Annotated in this window: 2 protein-coding genes; both read right to left on the reverse strand. The window is 71.8% G+C overall.

The features are described from left to right. A partial coding sequence (locus G6024_RS00475) for an arabinofuranosyltransferase (RefSeq protein ID WP_182640280.1) occupies positions 1-567 on the reverse strand: 567 nt, incomplete at its 3' end. 2 nt (positions 568-569) lie between these two features. Continuing rightward, positions 570-1,331, reverse strand: coding sequence for a decaprenylphospho-beta-D-erythro-pentofuranosid-2-ulose 2-reductase (locus G6024_RS00480; protein ID WP_067714791.1), 762 nt, complete (start codon positions 1,329-1,331; stop codon positions 570-572). Positions 1,332-1,469: the final 138 nt, after the last annotated feature.

Consider the following 1,469-nt stretch of genomic DNA (forward strand, 5'->3'; position numbering starts at 1 on the left):
CAACAGGCGGGTCCACAGCACGGTGACCAGCGCGGCGGCGATCGCGAGCGAGAGGATGGACCACGGCTTGTACGCCGCCCAGCCCTCGAGGCCGGCGAGGTTGGCGAACCGCCCGCCCAGCCAGAACCAGCCGGACGGATAGAACGAGGGCAGGTCGGCGTACGCCATGTCGGGCAGTCCGAGCGAGGTCGCCGAGCGACCGAGGAACTGGGTGCGGAACTCCTGGTCCACGCTCACGCCGTGCAGGTACAACCGCGATGCGGCGAGCGGGATCCCCAGTGTGGCGGCGACCAGCAACGCGGAGCCGGTGGGGGCCGCGAGCTTACCCAGACGGACCAGCGCGGACCGACCGCCCGGCTGCTCGCCGGCGCGTACGGACAGTATCCCCAGCACCACCAGCGCGATGGCGGCGACCTGACCGACGACCGTCAGCGCCCGCAGGACGTTGGAGTTGCCGTAGGCGGGGAAGGAGACGAGGGAGAACCCGGCGAGGACGACCGCGGTGACGACGGCGGCCAGCAGCGTCGCCGCGCCGGCCAGGCCGAGCCCCCGGAGCGCCACCGGCATCCCTAGAAGGGGAGCTTGCGGAAGATGGGGCGGGGGACGTGCGTGAGCACGGCCATGACCCCGCCGAACGCGGCAGGTGCGAAGACCGCGCCCTTACCGGCTCCGGCGTTCTTCACCGCGATGCGGGCGACCTCGTCCTTGTTGATGGTCAGCGGCGCCTCCTTGACGTGCGCCGACATGCGCGTGCGGACCTGGCCGGGCCGGATGACCAGGACGTCCACCCCGTGCTCGGCCAGCGCGTACCCGAGGCCGGTGTAGAAGGAGTCCAGCCCCGCCTTGGTGGAGCCGTAGACGAAGTTGGAGCGGCGGGCACGGAGACCCGCGGCCGAACTCATGGCGATGATCCGGCCGTAACCCTGCGACTTCATCCGTTCGGCGAGCAACACGCCCACCGAGACCGCGCCGGTGTAGTTGATCTGGGCGATCTGGACGGCCTTGCGCTGGTCGGACCAGAGTTCCTCGTTCTCACCCAGCAGGCCGAACGCGACGATCGCCACGTCCACGTCCCCGCCGGCGAAGATCTGCTCGAACGCGGCCGGGTGGGACTCGGTCGCGGCGGCGTCGAAGTCGACCACCTCCACCGCGCTCGCACCGGCGGCGGTCATCTCCGCGCGCGCGTCGTCGACCCCCGGGTCTCCGGGCAGGCAGGCGAGGATCACGCGCATCGGGCCCTGCTGGAGGTACTCGGCGCAGATGGCCAGGCCGATCTCGGAGGTACCACCGAGGAGGAGCAGGGTCTGGGGGACGCCGACGGCATTGATCATGGGCAGGAGTCTACCGAGGGGGTCCGACGCTGCTGCGCCCCTCACGGGTGGCGGGTGGATCGGGACGGGCGCGAGGCGGTGTGCGCCGCTGCGCGGTGGCCCGGTCCGGCCGGCCCCCGGCCGCCCGGATCAGATGAA

Source organism: Dietzia maris (assembly GCF_014144855.1).
GTDB classification, from domain to species: Bacteria; Actinomycetota; Actinomycetes; order Mycobacteriales; family Mycobacteriaceae; genus Dietzia; species Dietzia kunjamensis.

Coding starts and splice junctions, on each gene's coding strand:
- G6024_RS00480 (WP_067714791.1), bottom strand. CDS start 1,331: ATGATCAATGCCGTCGGCGTCCCCCAGACCCTGCTCCTCCTCGGTGGT.